The following is a 16,581-nucleotide window of genomic DNA, read 5'->3' on the forward strand; positions in this document are numbered from 1 at the left end:
AGTCAGACGTGGGCAACAAGCGGATAGACGACCAGGCCGATCAAGGCGGCGGCCAGCACCACCACTGGCTCGGGCAGCTTCTTGAAACGCCACAGAACCGCAGCGGTGGCGAGAAACAGTGCAACAGTGGGCAGGTCCACGATGGACCGCTGGCCCAGCACCACCACGGCTCCAGCGATAGCGCCCACGGCAGCGGCGGTAACGCCATCCACGAACGCGATCACGCCGGGGTGTTTGCCGTGCTTCTTGAAGTACGGCGCCGGGATCACGGTGAGCAGGTAGCAGGGCAGAAAAGTCGCCGCCGCTGCGACAACCGCGCCCCAGAAGCCGCTGGTCAGGAAGCCGATGAACCCGGTGGTGATAACGACCGGGCCTGGGGTGATCATGGCCACGGCCACGGCATCCACAAACTGGCGATCCGTCAGCCACGCATACTCCTTGACCACGCCGCCATAAAGGAACGGCACGATGGCCAGGCCACTGCCGAAGACGAAGGCGCCCGCATAGGTGAAGTACGCGGCAATCTGCCCCAGCTTGGGCCAATCGAGGTTCTCCAGACTGAGTGCCGCAACGATTGGTGCCGCCCACGCCATGCTGTGCAGTTGGCCGCCGAACCGCTTCAACGGGCCGCGCACGGCCCACACAAGCAAACCCGCACCCAAAAAGACCCAGATCACTTCGGACTGGGTGGCAATCGTCACACCTGCGCTGACCAAGTAAATGGCCCCGAGCAGTTTGTCCTTGCCCACGCTCTTGGTCGTGAGCTTGTAGGCGCTTAAGGCAATGATGCCAATGACGGATGCGCTCACGCCATAAAAGACTGCCTGCATCCACGAGATGCCGCCGTAGGCTTTGTAGGCAAACCCCAGGGCAACCACCATCACAAAAGATGGCAGCACAAACGCCAGGCCAACCAGCGTTGCGCCCCACAGGCGGAAATGCACGTACCCGAGATAGATGGCCAACTGCGCAGCCAAAGGGCCTGGCATCAGCTGGGCCAGGGCCATGCCCTCCTTGTAATCGGCATCCGAAATCCAGCCGCGCTGCTCCACCAAATCGCGGTACATGTAGCCAACCAGGGCCACGGGGCCGCCAAAGCCGAGCGTTCCCAGGCGCAGCATGTAAAGCACCAGCTGCCACAGCGTGTAGCTTGGCATACCTGAAGTGCTGGTATCGGGCGCTGCCGTTGTATTGAGATCGTTCATGTTCATCCCTGAAGTTGTGAAATGCTAGGGTTTGGCTAGGGTTTGGCTAGGGTTTGCGATGGGTCGAGAAATGTGCATGAAGCGAGTCCAGCACCCCGCCCATATCGGCCAACAGTGCGTCGTCGTCTGGCCAGCGTTTGCGCGCACCGGCCAGAACGGCCTCAAAGCCGCTGGCTTCGGGCGTGGCCGTGCCTCCAACGTCTAGTGCGTGCACCATTGATCCCAGGCGCAAGAGGCCGCGATCACCGTCCAGGCCAAAGCTCGACAGCAGCACCTCAAACGTCACCCGGTCGCCAACGTGCGAGAAGGTCGCGCCGTCGAAATCAAAGCCCAGCGCATCGGAGGGGCAGTCGACCGGGGATTCCAGCCAAAGAAAGCGTGCGCTGGGGTCGATGAAGCGCTGGATGAGCCAGGCGCTCCCCACGCGATCGACCCAGAGGTGGCGGCGTGTTGCCCAAAGTCGCCCCTGGTACTGCATGCGGTCACGCCGGGCGATACGGCCCGCGGTGGTCTGAGGTTCTCCGGGTGACTGCAAGGCATCCACGGCGTTCGTGAAGTCGCGCCATTGGGCTTCGGCCCGGGTAGAGGTTTCGCCCGGAAAGAAGTCGATCTTGCGGATTGCCTCGTAGGCACGCCCATGCCGGCGCTGCAGGCGCTGAAGCTCGGCGGCAGACAGGGTGGGGAGAAGTTGGCGGGCTTGCGCCAACTCTTCCAGCCAGGGGGTGTAGTCAGTGGTTCGATCAAACAGTGCTTGGTAGGCCACTTGCTCGGCCATGTCCTGGGCATGCACGCGCAGCAGCCAGGCTTGCCCACCTTCACGCAGGGCCTCGTCGGCCAATGTTTGAAGCTGCGCAGCCTGCTCCGCCGGTGCTGGCAGCAGGTAGGCACCGTCGCGCAAGGCAGCGCAGCCCAGTGCCTTGACTGCACGCCAAATCCGCATGCGCGGAGTGGCTGCTGCTGAAGGGAGGCTGACGACTAAAGCCAGCCAAGAGTCGGTGGTGAGAGACATGGCGGCAGCTTAGTGCGCCGTCATGTGTGCTGCAATGGTGTAGCCATCTCTACAAAATCTACCCCATCCATCTCATACACCCCATTCGCCTTACCTCAGGCTCAACGCAAGAGACCTCCGCAGGCTCCGCGCGCGCCCCGGGGCCACAGCAGAGGGGCAGAGGGTCTATTGCCACAGCAACAACGGCACAGGCGAATTTACCCACAATGCAGGCCGCACATCACGGTTAAGCATGACACCGAGCATGCGGTCAACCAAGCGAAGCAAACCCCGCGCCCAAAATCAGTGACTGTTGGAAATAACCGACACCACAAAAAATCCACGCCATTACCGTCACGTCCCATGCAAAAGCTTTGGGACATTTCCCCCCCCGTTCACGCAGGCAGCCCGGTGTTTCCGGGCGATACGCCTTACAGCCAGCAGTGGTGCGCCACCATCGGCCCGGGCTGTCCGGTCAATGTCAGTGCCATCACGCTGTCGCCCCATGTGGGCGCGCATGCCGATGCGCCACTGCACTATGACGCTGGCGGTGCCAGCATTGGGGCCGTGTCGCTCGATGCGTTTTTGGGCCCATGCCGCGTGATCCACGCCATAGGCTGCGGGCCGCTGATCGAGTGGGCGCACATTGCCCACGCCCTCTCCCCCGCGCTGCCGCCGCTGCCCGCACGCGTGCTGGTGCGCACCTATGCCCAGGCGCCCGCGCAATGGGACGGCCAGCTCACCGCCTATGCGCCCGCCACCATCGAACGGCTGGCGGACCTGGGCGTGCAGTTGGTGGGCATAGACACCGCCAGCATTGACCCCGCCGACAGCAAAACGCTCGACAGCCACCAGGTCATACGCCGCCGGGGCCTGCGCGTGCTGGAGAACCTGGTGTTGGACGATGTGCCCGAGGGTGACTACGAACTCATCGCCCTGCCACTCAAGCTGACCACGGCCGATGCATCCCCCGTGCGGGCGGTACTTCGCTCGCTGCCTGGTTGACCAGCGCGTCCACCAAATTTTTAAACATTTTCGGCCTCTAGCGCTTATACAGCAAGCGCCAGCAGCTATCAAAATGAAAGCAACATCAACATGACCATCACCCTGCAAGACTGCCGCACCCGCGACGCCCAAGACCCCCTGCGCTCGTTGCGCGACCACTTTGCCCTGCCCCCGGGCGTGATCTACCTGGACGGCAATTCGCTGGGTGTGCTGCCCAAGGCCGCGCCCGCCCGCATTGCCGATGTGGTGCAGCGCGAATGGGGCACCGACCTGATCAAGTCGTGGAACACCGCCCGCTGGTTTGACTTGCCCCAGCGCTTGGGCAACCAGCTCGCCCCCTTGATTGGCGCGGGCCCCGACCAGGTGGTGTGCACCGACAGCACCTCCATCAACCTCTACAAGGTGCTGAGCGCGGCGCTGAACATCGCCCGCGAAGACAGCCCCGCCCGCAAGCGCATCGTGAGCGAGCGCAGCAACTTCCCCACCGACCTCTACATTGCCGAAGGCCTGTGCAAGGAGCGCGGGCTGGAACTGGTACTGGTGGAGCCTGAAGAGATCAACGCAGCGCTGACCAGCGACGTGGCCGTGCTGATGCTGACGCACGTGAACTACCGCACCGGCGCCATGCACGACATGGCCGCCATCACCGCCGCCGCCCAGGCCCAGGGCATTTTGTGCGTGTGGGACCTGGCGCACAGCGCAGGCGCCGTGCCGGTGGACCTGCTGGGCGCGAACGCCGATTTTTCGATTGGCTGTGGCTACAAGTATTTGAACGGCGGCCCCGGCGCACCGGCCTTTGTGTGGGTGCACCCGCGCCATGCCAACCGGTGCTGGCAGCCCTTGTCGGGCTGGTGGGGTCATTCATCGCCCTTCCAGTTCACGCCCGACTACCAGCCCGCCCCCGGCATCACCCGCTACCTGTGCGGCACACAGCCCATCATCAGCCTCTCAGCCCTGCAGTGCGGGCTGGATGTATTCACCGCCGCGCAAAGCCTGGGCGGCATGGCGGCGCTGCGCACCAAGTCGCTGGCGCTCACCGACCTGTTCATCCAGCTGGTGGAAGAGCGCTGCGCGGGCTACGGCCTGGGCCTTGCCACACCGCGTGAACATGCCCAGCGGGGCTCGCAGGTGTGCCTGACGCGTGACGAAGGCGCGGGCGTGAACGGCCAGGGCAGCGGTGCCTACGCCATCGTGCAGGCGCTGATTGCACGCGGCGTGATTGGAGACTACCGCGCCGGGTCCGGCGCGGCTCCAAGTGCAGGCAAAGGCGACGGCGGCAAGGTGCACAAAGACATCCTGCGCTTTGGCTTGACGCCGCTGTACATCGGGTTTGAAGACGTGTGGAACGCGGTGGAGCACCTGCGCCAGGTGCTGGAGAGCGGCGAGTGGCAAAAGGCCGAGTTCAACCAGACCCACGCCGTGACCTGAACCGGGAAGAAAACCACCATGTGCCCTTTCTCTCAAACCCCTGCGTCCGCCAGCGAAGCACCGGGCGCTGCGCTGCCTGAATCCATCGTGCACGAGGAGCGCGCTCAGCTCGACTTCAGCAAGTCCATGAGCTACGGCGACTACCTGCAGCTCGACGCCATCCTCACCGCGCAAAAGCCCCTGTCGCCCGCGCACGACGAGATGCTTTTCATCGTGCAGCACCAGACCAGCGAGCTGTGGATGAAGCTGATGCTGCACGAGCTGCGCGCGGCAATTGCACACATTGCGCGTGATGAGTTGCCACCCGCCTTCAAGATGCTGGCGCGTGTGAGCAAGATCATGGAGCAGCTGGTGCACGCTTGGGATGTGCTGGCCACCATGACGCCGCCCGAGTACAGCGCCATGCGCCCGTACCTGGGCCAGTCCAGCGGCTTCCAGAGCTACCAGTACCGCTGCATTGAATTTTCGATGGGCAACAAGAACCGTGCCATGCTCAAGCCCCACGAGCACCGCGCCGACCTGCTGGCCCAGGTGCAGGCGGCGTACGAAGCACCCTCGCTGTACGACGAGGCCCTGCGGCTGATGGCGCTGCGTGGCATTGCGGTGCCTGCCAGCCACACCGAGCGCGACTGGACACAGCCTTACGCCGAAAGCGAAGCCGTGGAGCAAGCGTGGCTCACCGTGTACCGCAACCCCGAAAGGCATTGGGACCTGTACCAGCTGGGCGAAGAGCTGACGGACCTGGAAGACGCCTTCCGCCTGTGGCGCTTCCGCCATGTGACGACGGTGGAGCGGGTGATCGGCTTCAAGCGCGGCACCGGCGGCACGGGCGGCGTGAGCTACCTGCGCAAGATGCTGGACGTGGTGCTGTTCCCCGAGATCTGGCGCCTGCGCACGAACCTGTAAGGCCAGGGCCGCTGCACAGGGGCATTCAGGCATTCACAACAAAAAGAGCTGCCAGCGCTTTATTCACAAGCGCTAGCAGCTCTTTTTTTGATAGCAAAACAAGGCACAGGGCGATGACCGCCCCAGCCGTCAAGGCAGGCGCAGGTATTCCGACTCGCGCACGCTCACCTGGTATTCGCGGCCACCGATGGAGTACGTGACCCACAGCACCTTGGGCGTGCCCGGGGCGGGGTCGTAACCCGCCAGGTCGTTGCTGGCACGCACCGACAGCTGGTTACCCGACACCTGGGCCCGGACGCGGTCTGTCACGTCGATCACGCGGTTGTCAGCGCCATAGGCTGCCTGCACGATGGCCAGCCCGCCGTAGCCCGCGCCGGGGCGGTCATAGCCGCCGCCTGGGTAGTTGCCGCCCTGGTTGTTACCACCGCCGTTGCCATGCCAGCCGCCGTTCCAGCCCTCGTTACCCCAGTTGCCGCTGCGCCAGCCGGTAAAGCGCGCGCCGTCAATGGTGGAGCCTTCGGCGTATTCGAACATGCGGTTCTGGCCGTCGCGGGTGCGCACAAAAATGCGCAGTGTCTTGCTGCGGCCGCGGTGCGGGTCCACGCCAAAGGTATCGTTGGTCAGCGCAATGGGGCGGTCTTCGCGTGCCAGGTCGCGCAGGCGGCGGGTCACGTCCACATGGTGTTCCTGGGTGCCGTACACCGCTTGCAGGATGCGGAACTCGCCATCGTCGCGGCCATTGCCCTGGCCGCCGCCGTACCCACCGTTTCCGCCGCGCCAGCTGGTGAACTGGCGGCCATCGACCACCGCGTCTTCGCGGTAGTTGAAGGTGCGCGTCTTGCCTCGGGCGTCGCGGGCATCAATGCGCAGTGTTTTCACGCGGCCCCGGTCCGGGTCGGTGCCAAAGGTGTCGTTGTGCACCAGAAAGGGCTGGTCGCCGCTGGCCAGCTCGCGCACGCGCTCGGTCACGTCTACATAGCGCTCGCTCGTGCCGTAGCGGGCACTCAGGATCTGGTAGGCCCCGTCGTCACCGCCACGCTGCGCGGCCGCAGGGGCCAGCAGCCCGAAGAACAGCAGCAGCGCGGCCCAGAAGCCGTAAAAAGAGTGGCGAAATGGCATGGGGAACCTCCTTGGGTGTTGAAATCACCGCGTTCAACGCGGCTTTTTTGTGAGGATGGCTGGCAAAAACAAGCCAGTGCCCCTTTGTAACGGAAGCCGGGGCCCCGCGTTGACCGGGATGGCCCGAGCGCATTATCTGTTCGGCAAAAGTTGGTACCAAATGTTTTCGTGGCGAGGCAACCCGCCATCGGCACCCACGAGACAGGCCAGTGAAGCGGCGGGCGTTACGCTTGCGGCATGAGCCCGCCCTCCGCCAACGCCGCTGCACACCCTCAACCGCTATCTGCCCCACAAGCCTGGGCCATGCTGCTGGCGCTGGTCAGCGGCTTTGCGCTGAGCCAGGCGTTTCGCACCATCACCGCCATCATGGCCACGGGGCTGCAAGCAGAGTTTGGCCTGTCGGCCCAGGCGCTGGGCGTGTTTGCCGGCACCTTCGCGTTCGCCTTCGGCACCATGCAGCTTTTCATGGGCATCGCCATCGATTTCTGGGGCATTCGGCGCACCTTGCTGGTGGCGTTTCCGATGGCGATTGCGGGGGCTGCGCTGTCTGCTGTGGCCACGGGCTACAGCATGTTGCTGCTGGGGCAGGTGTTGATTGGCGTGGGCTGTGCGCCTGCCTTTCTGGTGTGCACGGTGTTCATCGCCCGCTACTTTGCGCCGTCGCGCTTCGCCGCCGTATCAGGCGCTGCCATGGGGGTGGGTGGGCTGGGCATGTTGTTCACCGGCACGCCGCTGGCGTGGCTGGTGGAGCAATCGTCGTGGCGCTGGGGGTTTGGGGTACTGGCGGGCCTGGCGGCACTGGCCTGGGCCTTGATCTTCTGGAAGGTGCGCGAGCCCCGGGCGGCCCATGCCGACACGGCCACCCATGCAAAGCCCGAATCGCTGGGCCAGACAGTGCGCGGGTTCGGGGCGCTGTTCCTGCTGCCGCACACGGTGGGCATCTTGCTGCTGGCGCTGATGACCTATGCCTCGATGCTGTCGCTGCGCGGCCTGTGGCTGGGGCCTTTGCTGATTGACCGGCACGGCTACACGCTGGTCGCCAGCGGGCATGTGGCCACGGCCATGTCGCTGGTGTCGCTGTTCAGCCCCGCCTTCTTCGGCCGCATGGACCCCGGCCCCGGCACGCGCCGCCGCTGGCTTATCGGCTTCACGGTGCTGATGGCGGCACTGTTTGCGGCCATGGGCGTGTGGCAACTGGCGTGGCTGGATGTGGCGGGCCCGCTGGCGGTGGGTGTGCTGTCGGGCTACATGGTGCTGCAGTATGCAGATGTGCGCTCGTCCTACCCGGCAGCCATGACGGGGCGCGCCATGTCGGTCTTCACCATGGCGCTGTTTCTGGGGGTGGCGCTGATGCAGTGGATCACCGGCGTGGCGGCATCCACCGCCAAGGCCCAGGGGGTCGAGCCCTATGCGGTGGTAATGTTCACCATTGCCGGAATGCTGGCGCTGGGCGCGGCGGCCTTTCGCTGGCTGCCTGCGCCGCGCCAGCAGGTGTGATGCAGCACAAATAGGCCTCTAGCGCTCGCCCCATAAGCGCTGCCAGCTATTGATTCAATAGCAAATCAGGACCGCACAGAGTCAATGCCATCGCCCCGATAGAGCCAGGGCACATCCAGCAGCCGCTCGCCCAGCATCTTCAGCGACAGGTTGCGTGCCCACCGCACGGGGCCGGTGGCGTGGAAGATGCGCCCATTGCGGGTAGACCGGGCCTGCACCCGCGCGTTGCGCTGCCAGCGGTTGACCGCGTAGCGGCGCAGGCGCAAGGGCACTTCCAGGTCGTGCATGGACAGCGCCCGCTCCAGCTGGGCGGCATCTTCAATCGCCATGCCCGCGCCTTGCGCCAGGTAGGGGCGCATGGGGTGCGCGGCATCGCCCAGCAGCGCCACCAGGCCTTGCACCATCTCCTCGGGGCTGCGCACGGGCGGGCGGTCGCACAGCGGCCACAGGCGCCAGCCGGCACCGGCAGCTTCTACGCCATGCACGGCGTGTTGCAGCGCGGTGCAGGTGCCCTGCAGCGCAAATTCCAGGTCGCGCGCGTTGGCGTCGTGGTCCCAGGTTTCCAGGTTCTGCGGCGCGGGGCCTTGCACGATGACAACCAGGTTCTGCAACTCTCCCCGCCGCACGGGGTACTGCACCATGTGCAGCCGTGGCCCCAGCCAGGCCGTGACATGCTGCGTGCGCAGCGCCTTGGGCAGCGCGCTTTGCCGCACCAGGGCGCGGTACGCCAGGTGCCCCGTCACACGCGGGGCCTGGTAGCCCAGCAGTTGCGTGCGCGTGCAGCTCCACAAGCCATCAGCGCCAATGAGTGCATCACCCTCAATCTCTTTGCCCTGCGAGGTGCGCACCGACACCACCGTCTCGCCCCCCGGAATGACCGGGGCCGCGCGGCTGGCGTCAGTGAAGGATTCAATGGCCAGGCCCTGGTACAGCTGGGCATCGGTGTAGCGCTGCACACCCGTGTGCAGCAGGCCGTGCAGATCCGCCCGGTGAATGGTGGCGTAAGCCGCGCCGTAGCGCTGCACCGCCGTGCGCCCCAGGGGCAGCACGCCCAGCTCTGCGCCACTGAGGGCGCAGCGCACCTGCAGGCGATCAGGAAACGCTGCCACCTGCTGCAGGGCTTTTTGCAAGCCCCAGGCCTGCAGGCAGCGCACCACGTTCGGGCCCAGCTGCACGCCTGCGCCCACTTCAGAAAACTCGGCCACGCGCTCGTACATGCGCACGTCCCACCCGGCACGCGAAGCGGCCAGCGCCGCCGCCATGCCGCCAATACCGCCCCCTGCAATCAATACCTGCTTTTTCATACGTGCATTGTCGTACCTGCAGGGTCGCCCAGCGCCTCTAACGCTAGACACGCATCAAGGTTTGGGCAGGCGATGGACGCACTACCCTGCTCAGCCCTGCAACAACTGGCGCAGCACAAACGGCAGAATGCCGCCCGCGCGGTAGTAGTCGACTTCGATGGGTGTGTCGATGCGCAGAGTGACGGTGAACTCCTGGCGAGTGCCGTCCGGGCGGTGCACCACCAGCTTCGCGTCACTCTGCGGTGCGAGGGCGGGGTCGGGCACCACGTCGATGATCTCGGCGCCTGACAGGCCCAGCGACTCCCAGGAATCGCCCGCCTTGAACTGCAGCGGCAACACGCCCATGCCCACCAGATTGGAGCGGTGGATGCGCTCAAAGCTGCGCGCCACCACGGCCTTGATGCCCAGCAACTGCGTGCCCTTGGCGGCCCAGTCGCGGCTGGAGCCGGTGCCGTATTCCTCGCCCGCAAAAATCACCGTGGGCGTGCCCTGCGCCATGTAGTGCATGGCGGCATCAAAGATGAACATCTTTTCGCCCTGCAGCGGCCCCTCGCTCTGGAACACGGTCACACCGCCCTCCTCGCGCGAGCCGTCGGCGGCGGGCGGAATCATCAGGTTCTTGATCCGCACATTGGCAAAGGTGCCGCGCACCATGACATCGTGGTTGCCGCGCCGCGCACCGTAGCTGTTGAAGTCAGCCTTCTGCACGCCGTGCTGCAGCAACCACTGCCCGGCAGGTGAAGTCTCTTTGATGGAGCCAGCGGGCGAGATGTGGTCGGTGGTGATGGAGTCCCCAAACAGCGCCATGATGCGCGCGCCGAGCACCGATGGGAGCTTTTGGCCTTTTTGGCCTGCAGCGCTTTCTGCATAAGCGCCAGCAGCTACATCTTCAATAGCAAACTGTGCAAAGAAGGGTGGCTCTGCAATGTAGGTGCTGGCAGGCCAGGTGTAGGTGCTCCCGCTCACACCCTGGATGTTTTGCCACAGCTTGCCGGGGTCGCTGGCAACCTTGGCGTAGTTCTCGCGGAACGCCTTGCCGTTCATGGCGAACTTCATCAATGCATGCACTTCATCGCTGCTGGGCCAGATGTCGCCCAGGTAGATATCCCGCCCACCCTTACCCTGGCCGACAGGCTCGGTCATCAGGTCTTTCAACACCGTGCCGGCGATGGCGTAGGCCACCACCAGCGGCGGGCTGGCCAGAAAGTTGGCCTTCAGGTTGGGGTGGATGCGCGCCTCGAAGTTGCGGTTGCCCGACAGCACGGCAGCGCACACCAGGTCGTTGCTGGTGATGGCGTCGTTGAGCTCGGGCGTGAGGTCGCCCGCGTTGCCAATGCAGGTGGTGCATCCATAGCCCGCCAGCGCAAAACCCAGCTTTTCCAGATAAGGCAGCAGCCCGGTTTGCGTGAGGTATTCGGTCACGATGCGCGAGCCGGGCGCGAGCGATGTCTTGATGTGGGGCTTGACCTTGAGGCCGGCTTCCACCGCCTTCTTGGCCAGCAAACCGGCGGCCAGCATCACGCTCGGGTTGCTGGTATTGGTGCAGCTGGTGATGGCGGCAATCAGCACATCGCCATTGCCCACGGTGATATCGCCCGCACGCGCCGCCTGCTGCGCTGGCACCTCGGCGTGCGCTGCCGCCAGCGTCGGCCGGTTCTGCTCCATCTCTGCCACAAAGCGCGGGGCGCCCGAGGGGGCTGGCTTTTCGCGGGGTGGCGCAGCCAGCGGTAGGGCTTCCTTGCCGCGCACCTGGTGGCGGGTATGCAGCAGCGCGGCGGGGCGGTTGAAGCCATTGTCGGCAATCGGTTTGCTGAACAGGCTGGAAAACTCGCTGCATACCTTGCCCAGTTCAATGCGGTCTTGCGGGCGCTTGGGGCCAGCCAGGCTGGGGGTCACGGTGCCCAGGTCCAGCCGCACGATTTGCGAGTAATCGATCTCGCCCGCAGCGGGCACACCGAACAGGCCCTGCGCCTTGAAGTAGGCCTCGAAGGCTTCGATCTCGCCCTTGGTGCGGCCGGTGCCCTTGAAGTAGTCGATGGTCTTTTCATCCACCGGGAAAAAGCCCATGGTGGCCCCGTATTCCGGCGCCATGTTGCCGATGGTGGCGCGGTCGGCCAGCGCCAGGGTGCGCGTACCTTCGCCGAAGAACTCCACAAATTTGCCCACCACCTTGTGCTGGCGCAGGATCTCAGTCACGGTGAGCACCAGGTCGGTGGCCGTCACGCCTTCGCGCAGCTGGCCTGTGAGCTCAAAGCCCACCACATCGGGCGTGAGGAAGTACACCGGCTGGCCCAGCATGGCGGCCTCGGCCTCGATGCCGCCCACACCCCAGCCCACCACGCCAATGCCGTTGATCATGGTGGTGTGGCTATCAGTGCCCACCAGCGTGTCGGGGTAGTAGACACCGTTTTTGCGCTTGTGCACGCCGCGCGCCAGATATTCGAGGTTGACCTGGTGCACGATGCCAAAGCCCGGCGGCACCACACCAAAGGTGTCAAAGGCCTGCATGCCCCATTTCATGAACTCGTAGCGCTCGCGGTTGCGCTGGAATTCGAGCTTCATGTTCAGGTCCAGCGAATTCTTCTTGCCGTAGTGGTCCACCATGATGGAGTGGTCTACCACCAGGTCCACAGGGACTAGCGGCTCAATCTTCTTGGGGTTCTTGCCCAGCCGCACGGCCGTGCTGCGCATGGCCGCCAGATCAGCCAGCAAGGGCACGCCCGTGAAATCCTGCAGCACCACCCGCGACACGACGAACGGTATTTCATCCTTGCGTTCTGCGTTCGGTGCCCATTGGGCCAATTGCTTCACATGCTCTGCCGTGACCTTGCGCCCATCGCAGTTGCGCAGCACCGACTCCAGAACAATCCGAATCGATACGGGCAGCCTTGCGATCTGCGGAAACTGCTGGGCCAGCGCAGGCAGCGAATAGAGCTTGCCTTCTTTGCCAGAAGCGATTGGGAAACTCCGCAAAGTCTCGGGAAACGCGTGGGGTACAGGCTGGGGTGAACGTGCCATGGCGAAATCCTTGGAATGAAAGGTGACGAAACCATTTTCGTCAGACCTGTACCAATACGCAAGCCGAAGGGTTATGCACCCGAAAACCTCCCAATCAAGCGCATTTAAACGGCGATGGGCTTTGGATGATCAACACACAGAGCGGTTTCTCACGCTTTGATCGGCCATGCGAGGCATGCCATAGACCAAAGCGATGACGCTCTGGCAGGTAGCCGCGTTCAACCCGGAATTAGTTTTGCTGCCTTAAAAGGGGGGGAAGCATGAGCCCCGCAGAGTTCAGGTGGCGGCAGAGTTCGTGGTTGTTCGAACGCTACTGCCTGTGACACAGCCACGCGGGTCAGATAACCCATGCACCCGCATAAAGATGTCACAAGAATCTGAAACAAGCACCCCAGTTTGCAAAATGGTTATCCAGCGGTGTCTCAGGCAGTCAGAGCGCTCTGGTGGGTGGAACTGCCGAACGTTGAATCCATTAATGCGGGGCCGTACAGGTGACGAAATGAAAGCCCTGTCTCCAACGGCTCAATATCTTTCGCATTACGAACAAAATACCAGCGCCCATAAAAAAAGCCCGCAAAAGCGGGCTTTTTTTAATGCATGGAATCCACTCAAATCGCGAACTGCTCGCGGTCTTGGTTTTGAATCCACTTGGGCGCCTTGCCACGGCCCGTCCAGGTTTCGCCTGTCGCGGGGTTGCGGTACTTGGGCGCCACCTTGGTGCCAGCGCTGGCGCTGCGGGCACGGCCAGTGGGGAATACATCTTGAGAAGTCAGACCAAATTCAGCCACCAAAGAGCGCACTTGGCTGATGGCATCACTCAGTTCGCGCCGGCGGGCTTCACTGATTTGCTGCTCCAGAGCCTCGCGTTGCTTCAATAGTTCTTTGTAGGTGGTCATGGTGTGTAATCAAAAGTAAGTAGAGCGGAATAGCCATTATATGGACAAATAACATTCTTTACGCTGGACTTGGTTATTTCGATTCAGTTCCCTGCACCTTGCCCGAGAGCAAGATATACAGCCGCATCACCACAAGGCATGGAGAACATCGGCAAGCCACTGATCGCTTGAGAATGGACAGCCCAGATTTTGCAGATCGTTTGTGGCATAACAGCATATCCCCACCTGGCATGGTCAACCAGGCCAGCCCTCTTCCCACCATCGGCCCCAGTTACTCTGCTCCAGTGCAGCGTATCCTCAGGCGATTCGGCTCGAGGAAAATCAGTTTCCTCATTCTCCCAGACCCTCATCTTCACCCCATGGCCATTTATTGCATAGGCGACATCCAAGGCTGCGACAACGCATTGCACCGACTTTTGGACACGATTGGTTTTTCTCCCAGCCGCGACACGATTTATCTGCTGGGTGATTTGGTCAACCGGGGGCCCACCTCCGCAGACGTATTGCGCCGGTGCATGCGAAATGATGGTGCCATTCAAGCCTTGCTAGGTAACCACGACCTGCATTTACTGGCGGCAGCGCACGGTGCGCGCAAGCCCTCCAAACGCGACACCCTGGCCCACGTTCTGGAAGCGCCCGACCACCCTGCCCTGCTCGATTGGCTGCGCCAGCAAAGGCTGGCGCGAACGCACACCCTGGCTGGCGAAACCTTGCTCATGGTGCATGCGGGGGTGTTGCCAAGCTGGACACTGGAGGACGTGGTGGCCTTGTCAGGCGAAGTGCAAGCGGTGCTGCGAGGAGCCCAGCTGCACGACTTTCTGCACCAGATGTACGGAAACACACCCGACCGGTGGGATGCAGCACTGCAGGGAACCGAGCGGCTCCACTCGCCTGCGGTTTTGCTCGGCGGACGAGGTGACGGATTCCCAAAGCACCGAAAGTACCGCGCAGGCACCTGCGGGCCTGGTGCCATGGTTTGATGTGCCGGGCAGACGCACGGCAGACACCACGATGGCCTTTGGGCACTGGTCTACGCTGGGGTTCTTGAACCGCCCCCATGTGCTGGGGCTGGACACCGGTTGCGTGTGGGGCGGCTGCCTCAGCGCAGTGCGTTTTGGAAACACGCTGGCAGAACGGGAGTTGATTCAAGTGCATTGCGAACAGGCCCAGGTGCCGGGCAACTGACCATCGCACGGTAAGACCGTGCCCTCGCAAAAATCTGCGGCAAGGGCACGTGCCTGAATCGAATCAGGCAGAGCCGAGCTGGCGCGCCATGGCGGGCGACTTCCACACCTGCCCATTGCTCTGCGCAATCAGCACCGCCAGGCCACCTTGGCGGTGCGCCAAGGCCTTGCCGGCATCAGCGCCCATCACCATGATGGAGGCGCCCAAGCCATTGACCTCAGCCACCGAAGATGCGATCAGGCTCACGCCGTGCACGCCCGTGGTGGGCCAGCCCGTGCGCGGGTTGAGCACATGGTGCTGCCGCTGCCCTTGGTGCAGGAAGTAGCGCTCATAGTCGCCCGAAGAGGCCACCACGGCGCTGCCCTGCAGCGATACAGCACCCAAGAGTTGGGAAGGCGTGCGCGGATCGCGCAGACCCACGCGCCAGGCGCGGCCTTGCATTTGCCCGCGCACCAGCACATCGCCGCCGCCATTGACCATGGCGTTGTCAATGCCATGCTCCTGCAGCACGCGCATGCCCGCTTCCAGGATGGGCAGCTTGGCAATCCCACCCAAATCCAGCGCCATGCCGCGACGCCGCAAAAACGCGGTGCCTGCGTTGGTATCCAGCACCAAATCCTGCGCACCCACCAGGCTCAATTGCCGCGCGACTTCCTCTGCCTGCGGCATCTGCTGCACACCCTCGCCAAAGTGCCAGGCCTTCAACCCGCCCACCGTGACGTCGAATGCCCCCCCGGTCACGGCATGGATGCGTTGCGCCTCGCGCAGCACCGCCATCACGGCAGGCGGCACCGCCACGGGGTGCTTGCCTGCCGCTGTGCTCACGCGGCTGACGGGGCTTTGGGGGTCGTATTTGCTCAGCAACGCCTCCAGTTCACGCATGCGTGCAAAGGCGTGCTCGGTGGCACTGCGCAGCTGGCGGGCATCGCCCCCCTCAACCACGATGTCCACGGCCGTCCCCAACACCGGCCGCTGTGTACGCAGCACGGGAGTGGATGCCTTGGCCGTGGCAGCCCACAGTGCGCTGCCCAGCAGCGGTATGGCCAGCGCCACACGCCTGCGGCTCAGCAAGTGGGAAGAAGCGGGGGCAGATGCTTGCGGCATAACGCCTCCGTCAGATCGACTGGTCGGCCATGAAATCCACGGCGGCCTTGACTTCATCGTCGGTCAGGCTGGCGCCACCGCCACGGGCGGGCATCATGCCTTTGGCGCCGGTAAAGCCTTCAATCGCATGCTTGTAGAGCGTGTCTTTGCCTTGGGCAATGCGTGGGCCCCAATCGGCTTTGTCACCAGGCTTGGGCGCACCCGCCACGCCGGCTGCATGGCACATCGCGCAGGTCTTGCCGTACACGCTCTTGCCCACTGTGTTCTCTGGGGCAGCCGGTGCCGCAGGGGCCGCTGGGGCCGCCGCAGGTGCTGGTGCCGATGCGGCAGGCGCCTCGGCTGGCCGCTTGTCACCACAGCCTGCAAGCGTGAAGGCCAGCACGGCGGCTGCCGTGCACATCATGGAAATTTTCTTCATAGCAAACGTCCTGTCGTATTGGATAAACATTGAATGCGGTGCAGGCCCTTGTGCGTTGCACGCGGGCAGTTGCTCCAGCGCTGTCCGCCTTGGCGATGAACCTCCGCATCTCGTGCCACCAATGTAATTTGGCAGCGTCTTGATGGACAGGGGTACGCACCGCAAAAGCATGACTTACATCAATATGATTCATATTATGTGAATCTATTATCGCGGCCATGTCCTTCCATTGCAAACACCGAGCGCTGCGCCTATGGGTATTGGCTTCGTTCGTGCTCGGCTTGCTGGTGGCTGGGGCATCTCCTTCCATACGACACCACGCCATGGAACTGGTGTGCTCGGGCAACGGCGGCCCTGCCAAGTGGGTGGCCGCCGAGGTGACCAAAGACATCTCCACCGCGGAGGCCATGGGCATGGACTGCCCTCTGTGCCTGCCTTCCAACGTTCCGCCGCCGCACCTCACCCCCTTTGTTTCTGCCATGCCAGCGCCCTTGCATTTGGCGATCTG

The 16,581-nt window shown here is 63.7% G+C and carries 12 protein-coding genes and 2 pseudogenes; 6 read left to right on the plus strand and 8 right to left on the minus strand.

Annotated features, from left to right (window positions below; all coding sequences use genetic code 11):
* Positions 1-2: 2 nt before the first annotated feature.
* Both AADJ04_RS06620 and AADJ04_RS06625 read right to left on the minus strand, forming a co-directional pair.
* Entirely contained in the window at positions 3-1,205 is a 1,203-nt protein-coding gene (locus AADJ04_RS06620; RefSeq protein ID WP_341239130.1) for a chromate transporter, read from the minus strand.
* Positions 1,206-1,251: 46 nt separating this feature from the next.
* Positions 1,252-2,214: a chromate resistance protein ChrB domain-containing protein gene (locus tag AADJ04_RS06625; protein WP_341239131.1), complete on the minus strand. Its 963-nt coding sequence runs from the start codon at positions 2,212-2,214 to the stop codon at positions 1,252-1,254.
* Between the two features lie 342 nt (positions 2,215-2,556).
* On the opposite strand from AADJ04_RS06625, the gene kynB reads away from it, so the two are divergent.
* From kynB to kynA, 3 genes are all read left to right on the plus strand, one after another.
* Positions 2,557-3,198, plus strand: a complete 642-nt coding sequence (kynB, locus tag AADJ04_RS06630) for an arylformamidase (protein WP_341239132.1) — start codon at positions 2,557-2,559, stop codon at positions 3,196-3,198.
* Between the two features lie 90 nt (positions 3,199-3,288).
* A complete protein-coding gene (gene kynU, locus AADJ04_RS06635; protein WP_341239133.1) occupies positions 3,289-4,626 on the plus strand; it encodes a kynureninase in 1,338 nt (445 codons plus the stop codon).
* 18 nt (positions 4,627-4,644) lie between these two features.
* A complete protein-coding gene (gene kynA, locus AADJ04_RS06640; RefSeq protein ID WP_341239134.1) occupies positions 4,645-5,532 on the plus strand; it encodes a tryptophan 2,3-dioxygenase in 888 nt (295 codons plus the stop codon).
* A gap of 129 nt (positions 5,533-5,661) precedes the next feature.
* Here the strand turns inward: kynA and AADJ04_RS06645 are convergent, their stop codons facing one another.
* A complete protein-coding gene (locus AADJ04_RS06645; protein ID WP_341239135.1) occupies positions 5,662-6,651 on the minus strand; it encodes a DUF3395 domain-containing protein in 990 nt (329 codons plus the stop codon).
* 237 nt (positions 6,652-6,888) lie between these two features.
* On the opposite strand from AADJ04_RS06645, the gene AADJ04_RS06650 reads away from it, so the two are divergent.
* Complete coding sequence (locus AADJ04_RS06650) at positions 6,889-8,148, plus strand: MFS transporter (RefSeq protein WP_341239136.1); 1,260 nt, start codon at positions 6,889-6,891, stop codon at positions 8,146-8,148.
* A 65-nt stretch (positions 8,149-8,213) separates the two neighbouring features.
* On the opposite strand, the gene AADJ04_RS06655 is transcribed toward AADJ04_RS06650, so the two are convergent.
* The 3 genes from AADJ04_RS06655 to AADJ04_RS06665 form a co-directional block, all read right to left on the minus strand.
* The gene (locus tag AADJ04_RS06655) at positions 8,214-9,452 is read right to left on the minus strand and encodes an FAD-dependent monooxygenase (RefSeq protein ID WP_066698709.1); all 1,239 of its coding nucleotides are present in this window, start codon (positions 9,450-9,452) and stop codon (positions 8,214-8,216) included.
* 90 nt (positions 9,453-9,542) lie between these two features.
* Positions 9,543-12,470 carry an aconitate hydratase gene (locus tag AADJ04_RS06660; protein ID WP_341239137.1) on the minus strand — a complete coding sequence of 976 codons (2,928 nt, stop codon included), beginning with the start codon at positions 12,468-12,470 and terminating at the stop codon, positions 9,543-9,545.
* 608 nt (positions 12,471-13,078) lie between these two features.
* Positions 13,079-13,366 (minus strand): H-NS histone family protein, encoded by a 288-nt coding sequence (locus AADJ04_RS06665; protein ID WP_044396922.1) that lies wholly within the window; start codon positions 13,364-13,366, stop codon positions 13,079-13,081.
* 359 nt (positions 13,367-13,725) lie between these two features.
* On the opposite strand from AADJ04_RS06665, the pseudogene AADJ04_RS06670 reads away from it, so the two are divergent.
* Positions 13,726-14,551 (plus strand): annotated as a pseudogene (locus AADJ04_RS06670) (symmetrical bis(5'-nucleosyl)-tetraphosphatase).
* Positions 14,552-14,614: 63 nt separating this feature from the next.
* Here the strand turns inward: AADJ04_RS06670 and AADJ04_RS06675 are convergent.
* Positions 14,615-15,655 (minus strand): FAD:protein FMN transferase, encoded by a 1,041-nt coding sequence (locus AADJ04_RS06675; RefSeq protein WP_341239138.1) that lies wholly within the window; start codon positions 15,653-15,655, stop codon positions 14,615-14,617.
* A gap of 10 nt (positions 15,656-15,665) precedes the next feature.
* Positions 15,666-16,073: a c-type cytochrome gene (locus AADJ04_RS06680; RefSeq protein ID WP_066698730.1), complete on the minus strand. Its 408-nt coding sequence runs from the start codon at positions 16,071-16,073 to the stop codon at positions 15,666-15,668.
* Between the two features lie 323 nt (positions 16,074-16,396).
* On the opposite strand from AADJ04_RS06680, the pseudogene AADJ04_RS06685 reads away from it, so the two are divergent.
* A pseudogene (locus tag AADJ04_RS06685) lies at positions 16,397-16,581 on the plus strand (hypothetical protein); the annotation flags it as partial.

It is taken from the genome of uncultured Acidovorax sp., from assembly GCF_964021665.1.
GTDB classification, from domain to species: Bacteria; Pseudomonadota; Gammaproteobacteria; order Burkholderiales; family Burkholderiaceae_C; genus Acidovorax; species Acidovorax temperans.

Coding starts and splice junctions, on each gene's coding strand:
- AADJ04_RS06620 (WP_341239130.1), bottom strand. CDS start 1,205: ATGAACGATCTCAATACAACGGCAGCGCCCGATACCAGCACTTCAGGT.
- AADJ04_RS06625 (WP_341239131.1), bottom strand. CDS start 2,214: ATGTCTCTCACCACCGACTCTTGGCTGGCTTTAGTCGTCAGCCTCCCT.
- kynB (WP_341239132.1), top strand. CDS start 2,557: ATGCAAAAGCTTTGGGACATTTCCCCCCCCGTTCACGCAGGCAGCCCG.
- kynU (WP_341239133.1), top strand. CDS start 3,289: ATGACCATCACCCTGCAAGACTGCCGCACCCGCGACGCCCAAGACCCC.
- kynA (WP_341239134.1), top strand. CDS start 4,645: ATGTGCCCTTTCTCTCAAACCCCTGCGTCCGCCAGCGAAGCACCGGGC.
- AADJ04_RS06645 (WP_341239135.1), bottom strand. CDS start 6,651: ATGCCATTTCGCCACTCTTTTTACGGCTTCTGGGCCGCGCTGCTGCTG.
- AADJ04_RS06650 (WP_341239136.1), top strand. CDS start 6,889: ATGAGCCCGCCCTCCGCCAACGCCGCTGCACACCCTCAACCGCTATCT.
- AADJ04_RS06655 (WP_066698709.1), bottom strand. CDS start 9,452: ATGAAAAAGCAGGTATTGATTGCAGGGGGCGGTATTGGCGGCATGGCG.
- AADJ04_RS06660 (WP_341239137.1), bottom strand. CDS start 12,470: ATGGCACGTTCACCCCAGCCTGTACCCCACGCGTTTCCCGAGACTTTG.
- AADJ04_RS06665 (WP_044396922.1), bottom strand. CDS start 13,366: ATGACCACCTACAAAGAACTATTGAAGCAACGCGAGGCTCTGGAGCAG.
- AADJ04_RS06675 (WP_341239138.1), bottom strand. CDS start 15,655: ATGCCGCAAGCATCTGCCCCCGCTTCTTCCCACTTGCTGAGCCGCAGG.
- AADJ04_RS06680 (WP_066698730.1), bottom strand. CDS start 16,073: ATGAAGAAAATTTCCATGATGTGCACGGCAGCCGCCGTGCTGGCCTTC.